The sequence below is a fragment of the Burkholderia sp. HAN2018 genome (assembly GCF_024704855.1).
In the GTDB taxonomy this organism is placed as follows: domain Bacteria; phylum Pseudomonadota; class Gammaproteobacteria; order Burkholderiales; family Burkholderiaceae; genus Burkholderia; species Burkholderia cepacia.
In genome coordinates, this window is sequence record NZ_QOBB01000353.1 from 1 (window position 1) to 4,885 (window position 4,885).

At 69.7% G+C, this 4,885-nt stretch carries 4 protein-coding genes, 1 pseudogene and 1 riboswitch; of the genes and pseudogenes, 1 reads left to right on the plus strand and 4 read right to left on the minus strand.

Annotation, left to right across the window (positions count from 1 at the left end):
- From DPV74_RS38975 to DPV74_RS38990, 4 genes and pseudogenes are all read right to left on the minus strand, one after another.
- Positions 1-169, minus strand: a pseudogene (locus DPV74_RS38975) (thiamine phosphate synthase); the annotation flags it as partial.
- Entirely contained in the window at positions 166-981 is an 816-nt protein-coding gene (locus DPV74_RS38980) for a thiazole synthase (protein ID WP_021163925.1), read from the minus strand. The pseudogene DPV74_RS38975 and the gene DPV74_RS38980, both read right to left, overlap by 4 nt.
- Positions 982-1,019: 38 nt before the next feature.
- A complete protein-coding gene (gene thiS / locus DPV74_RS38985; RefSeq protein ID WP_011350713.1) occupies positions 1,020-1,217 on the minus strand; it encodes a sulfur carrier protein ThiS in 198 nt (65 codons plus the stop codon).
- Between the two features lie 32 nt (positions 1,218-1,249).
- The gene (locus DPV74_RS38990) at positions 1,250-2,386 is read right to left on the minus strand and encodes an FAD-dependent oxidoreductase (protein WP_059698114.1); all 1,137 of its coding nucleotides are present in this window, start codon (positions 2,384-2,386) and stop codon (positions 1,250-1,252) included.
- Between the two features lie 225 nt (positions 2,387-2,611).
- Positions 2,612-2,735: riboswitch (TPP riboswitch) on the minus strand.
- 269 nt (positions 2,736-3,004) lie between these two features.
- Here DPV74_RS38990 and DPV74_RS38995 point away from each other — a divergent pair.
- Positions 3,005-4,774 (plus strand): ABC transporter ATP-binding protein/permease, encoded by a 1,770-nt coding sequence (locus DPV74_RS38995; protein WP_059698116.1) that lies wholly within the window; start codon positions 3,005-3,007, stop codon positions 4,772-4,774.
- Positions 4,775-4,885: the final 111 nt, after the last annotated feature.

Here is a 4,885-nt window from a genome sequence, read left to right on the forward strand (position 1 = left end):
CCGATACGATCAGCACATCGCCGTCGGCCGGCGCGTCGGGCACCGCGACGCAAAGCCGCCACGGCGCGGCGGCGTCCGGCCAGTCGCCCAGCCGGGCGCGAATCCGTTCGGCCGCTTCGGCCAGTTCGTCGGCCGGCGGCCAGAATGCATCGGCGAAACGCACGCTCATGCGCCGCCCCCGTCCTGGTGCCAGAACGGCATCCCGACGACCGGCGTGCTGGCGTGCGCGGTCTCGCGCGCATCCATCGGCCCGGCGAGATACGCGGCACGGCCGGCCTCGACGCCCTGCGCGAACGCACGCGCCATGATCTCCGGGTGCGTGGCCTGCGACACGGCCGTGTTCAGCAACACGCCGTCGAAGCCCCATTCCATCACCTGGCACGCGTGCGACGGCACGCCGAGCCCGGCGTCGACGATCAGCGGCACGTCCGGCAGGCGTTCGCGCAGCACGCGCAGCCCGTACGGGTTCACGACGCCCTTGCCGGTGCCGATCGGCGCGCCCCACGGCATCAGCGCCTCGCAGCCGGCGTCGAGCAGGCGCCGGCCGATCACGAGATCCTCGGTGCAGTACGGCAGTACCTTGAAACCGTCCTTGACCAGTTGCGCGGCCGCCTCGATCAGGCCGACCGGATCGGGCTGCAGCGTGTAGTCGTCGCCGATCAGTTCGAGCTTGATCCAGTCGGTGCCGAAGACCTCGCGCGCCATGTGCGCGGTCGTCACGGCTTCCGCGACGGTCTGGCAGCCGGCCGTGTTCGGCAAGAGCGGCACCGCGTGACGCTTGAGCAGGTCGAAGAAGCCGGCTTCGGCCGTGCCGCCCGTCATCTGGCGGCGCAGCGCGACCGTCACCATCCCGGGGCGCGACGCGGCGATCGAATCGGACAGCGACTGCAGCGACGGATAGCGCGACGTGCCGATCAGCACGCGGCTTGCGAAGGTTTCGCCGTACAGCGTCAGCGCGTCGGCGGAGGTGAGGGACGTCATGTCGTTTTCCTGAAAGAGCGGGGACGAACCGGCGGCGCTCAGCCGCCCGCGACCGGGTGCACGACGTCGAGCTTGTCGCCCGCCGCGAGTGCGCGCGCCGCGTGCTGCGTGCGCGCGACGAAGTTGCCGTTCAGCGCGACCGCGTATGGCGGACGCGCACCGTACGCGGCGAGCGCGTCGGCCACCGTTGCGCCGTCGGGCAACGTCAGGTTCTGTTGGTTGATCTGGATGTCCATGAGGCTTCGTCGAATTCGGTCGGCGGTGCGCGTCAGGCCGGCTGGCGCGCGTCGTTGCGGTGATGAAGGAGCGTCGGCCAGCGCTCGGCGCCGCGCCACGCGGCGAACGCGTCGGGATCGCCGAACGCGCCGCCGAGCGCGGCTTCGGCAAGCGCGACGGCCGCGTGCGCGACTTCCGGCGCGATCATGAAGCCGTGCCGGTACAGGCCGTTGACGGCGAGCGTCGACGCACCATCCCAGATCACCGCCGGGCGATGATCGGGCAGCGTCGGCCGGCACTGCGCATTGAGTTCGAGAATGCGCGCCTCGCCGAACGCCGGATGCACGGAGAACGCCGCGCTCAGCAGTTCGAGCGCGGAGCGCACGCTGACGGGCGACATGTCCTCGCCCTCCACCTCGGTCGCGCCGATCACGTAGAGATCGTCCTGCTTCGGTGCGATATAGAGCGGGTAGCGCGGATGCAGCAGCCGCACGGGCCGGGTGAGCCCGATGCCGGGGGCGTGCACGCGCGCGACTTCGCCGCGGATGCCGCGCAACGCGGGCAGCGCGGGTTTCGCGCCGAGGCCGCGGCAATCGATCGTGAAATGCGCGGCGGGCAGGTTCGCATCGTCGATCGTGACGTGCCAGTGCAGGTCGACGCCGCGCTCGGCGAGGCCGGCCGCGAGCGCGCGCAGCGCCTGGCGATTGTCGAGCTGGCCTTCGTTCGGCAGCAGCAGGCCGCGCGCGAAACGGCCCGCGAGCACCGGCTCGGCCGCGTCGACCTGCGCGCCGGCGAGGGTCACGAAACCGCTGTCGAACAGGCCGGCCGGCGCGTTCGCGCGCACGCGCCGCTCGAACAGCGGCGCCTCCGCGCGGTCCGCGTGATGCCAGACGACGAGCGTGCCGTGATGCTGGAAGAAAACGGGTTCGGGCAGTTCCGCGAGCCACTGCGGCCAGCGCGCGAGCGACGCGGCGCCGAGCTCGGTGATCAGCAGCTCCGCGCTCGCCGCTTCCGCGAGCGGTGCGAGCATGGCGGCCGCGATCCACGCGGCCGACTGCTCGCCGTCCGGGCCGCCGCGCTCGTAAAGCGCGACGCGATGGCCGTCGCCTGCGAGCCGCCATGCGATCAGACGGCCGACGAGGCCGCCGCCGAGCACCGCGAAATCGGGGCGGGTGTCCCGGACGTTCATCGCGCCCCCTCCGCACGGGCGCGCTCGACGAACGTCGACGCGCACGCGCCGCCGCATGCGAACGCACGCGACATCGGGCCGGGAACCATGCAAAAGACTGAAGATTGTGCGGTCATCATTCCTTCCGTAACGCGCAATGCGCGTACCCAAAAGGACGAAACCGGCAGCAAAGGCCGGCCGGGCGGGACTCGGGCGCTGACCATGTGGGATGGCAGCCAGCGCGACCCGGCGGGATCAGAAACTTCCCTCGCCGGTATTACCCGGATCGGGTGCGAAGGGTCTTTCTCAGCCTCATTGCGCTGCCCGGAACATCCGCCGGCCGCGCTACAAAGCACCCCTGTTTCGTCGTCGGCCATTAGACCATAAAAGCGGAAAGCGCCGCAAACTGTCCCCCTTGCGGCAAATTCGCCGTCGTGCCGCGCCGCTCTGGCACAATGCCCGCAGGCCGGCCGCGCGAGCGGCCGGTTGCCGCGTCACCGCCGGCCTTAAGTGCCGTTTAAGACACGCGGGCGACCATCCGGACGCCCGCCGTCAGTCGGCGCCGCGTCCCGGCATGCCGTATCGCGGCGCGCGCCCGGCTTCGCCCGGCCCGCGCGCCGGCTACTCATCAGGAAGCACATGACCCAATCGATCGATCCCGTCCGCTCCGCCTCCGACGCGCCGCAGGACGAGCGCCCGGTATCCGCATGGAGCCTCATCAAGCCCTACTGGGTATCGTCCGAATGGAAAATCGCATGGGGCCTGCTGGTCGCGATCATCGCGATCAACCTCTGCGTGGTCTGGATCAACGTCCGGCTCAACAAGTGGAACGCGGAGTTCTACAACGCGCTGCAGTCGAAGGACGTCCACGACTTCCCGAACCTGCTGATGCAGTTCTCCGCGCTCGCGTTCGCCTTCATCATCCTCGCCGTGTACGGCCGCTACCTGCGGCAGATGCTCGGCTTCCGCTGGCGCCAGTGGCTCACTGACCGCTTTCTCGGCCAGTGGCTCGGCGATCGCGCGTTCTACCGGATCGAACGTGACCGTCTCGCCGACAACCCCGACCAGCGGATCACCGACGACCTTCAGTCGTTCTCGACGACCACGCTCGCACTGTCGCTCGACCTGCTGTCGACGGTCGTCACGCTCGTGTCGTTCATCACGATCCTGTGGTCGCTCGCCGGCGCGCTGACGTTCTCGCTCGGCGCGACGCCGATCACGATCCCCGGCTACATGGTGTGGGCGGCGGCGCTGTACGCGGTGGTCGGCTCGCTGATCATCCAGAAGGTCGGCCACCCGCTCGTGTCGATCAACTACCAGCAGCAGCGCGTCGAGGCCGACTTCCGCTTCGGGCTGATCCGCGTGCGCGAGAACGCCGAGCAGATCGCGTTCTACGACGGCGAGAAGACCGAGACCGGCAACGCGCAAAACCTCTTCATGCGCATCCGCGACAACTGGTGGCGCGTGATGAAGTACACGAAGCGGCTCACGTTCGTGCTGAGCTTCTACGGGCAGATCGCGATCATCTTCCCGCTCGTCGTCGCCGCGCCGCGCTATTTCGCGGGCGCGTTCTCGTTCGGCGTGCTGATGCAGATCTCGTCCGCGTTCGGCACCGTCAGCGATTCGTTCTCGTGGTTCATCAACAGTTACTCGACCCTCGTCGAATGGCGCGCCACCGTCAACCGTCTGCGCGAATTCAAGCGCGTGATGGGCACGTCGCACCTGAAGGAAAGCCTGTCGCCCGCGACCGAGCACGGCGGCATCAACCTGCATTACGTCGACGGCGCGAAGCTGTCGACGTCGTCGCTCAAGCTCGCGCTGCCGAACGGCAACGCGCTCGCGAACATCGGCAGCGTCACGATCGAGCCCGGCTCGCGCTGGCTCGTGATCGGCAAGTCGGGTTCCGGCAAGAGCACGTTCATGCGCGCGCTCGCGGGGCTCTGGCCGTTCGGCGACGGCGCGATCGATGCGCCGGTCGGCGCGCGGATGATGTTCGTGCCGCAAACGAGCTATCTGCCGATCGGCACGCTGAAGGCCGCGCTCACCTATCCGGCGACCGCCGACGCGTTCAGCGACGAAGCCTGCCGCGACGCGCTGCGCGCATGCCGCCTCGAGGATTATGCCGAGCGCCTCGACGAGACCGCGCACTGGACCCGCGTGCTGTCGCCGGGCGAACAGCAGCGCCTTGCCGGCGCGCGCGTGCTGCTGCACAAGCCCGACTTCCTGTTCCTCGACGAAGCGACGAGCGCGCTCGACGCCGACAACGAGGCGCGCCTGTACCACCTGTTCGCCGAACGGCTGCCGAAGGCCGCGATCGTCAGCATCGCGCACCGCGAGTCGCTGGCCGCGTTCCACGCCGGCACGATCAACGTCGAGCGCGTGAACGACAGCGACAAGGTCGCGGCGTGAAGCCACGCGCCGCGCACGTCGCCCGGATCGCGCTGATCACCGGCGCCGGTTCGGGGATCGGCGCGGCGCTCGCGCGGCGGCTCGCGGCGCCCGGCATCGCACTGGCGCTGC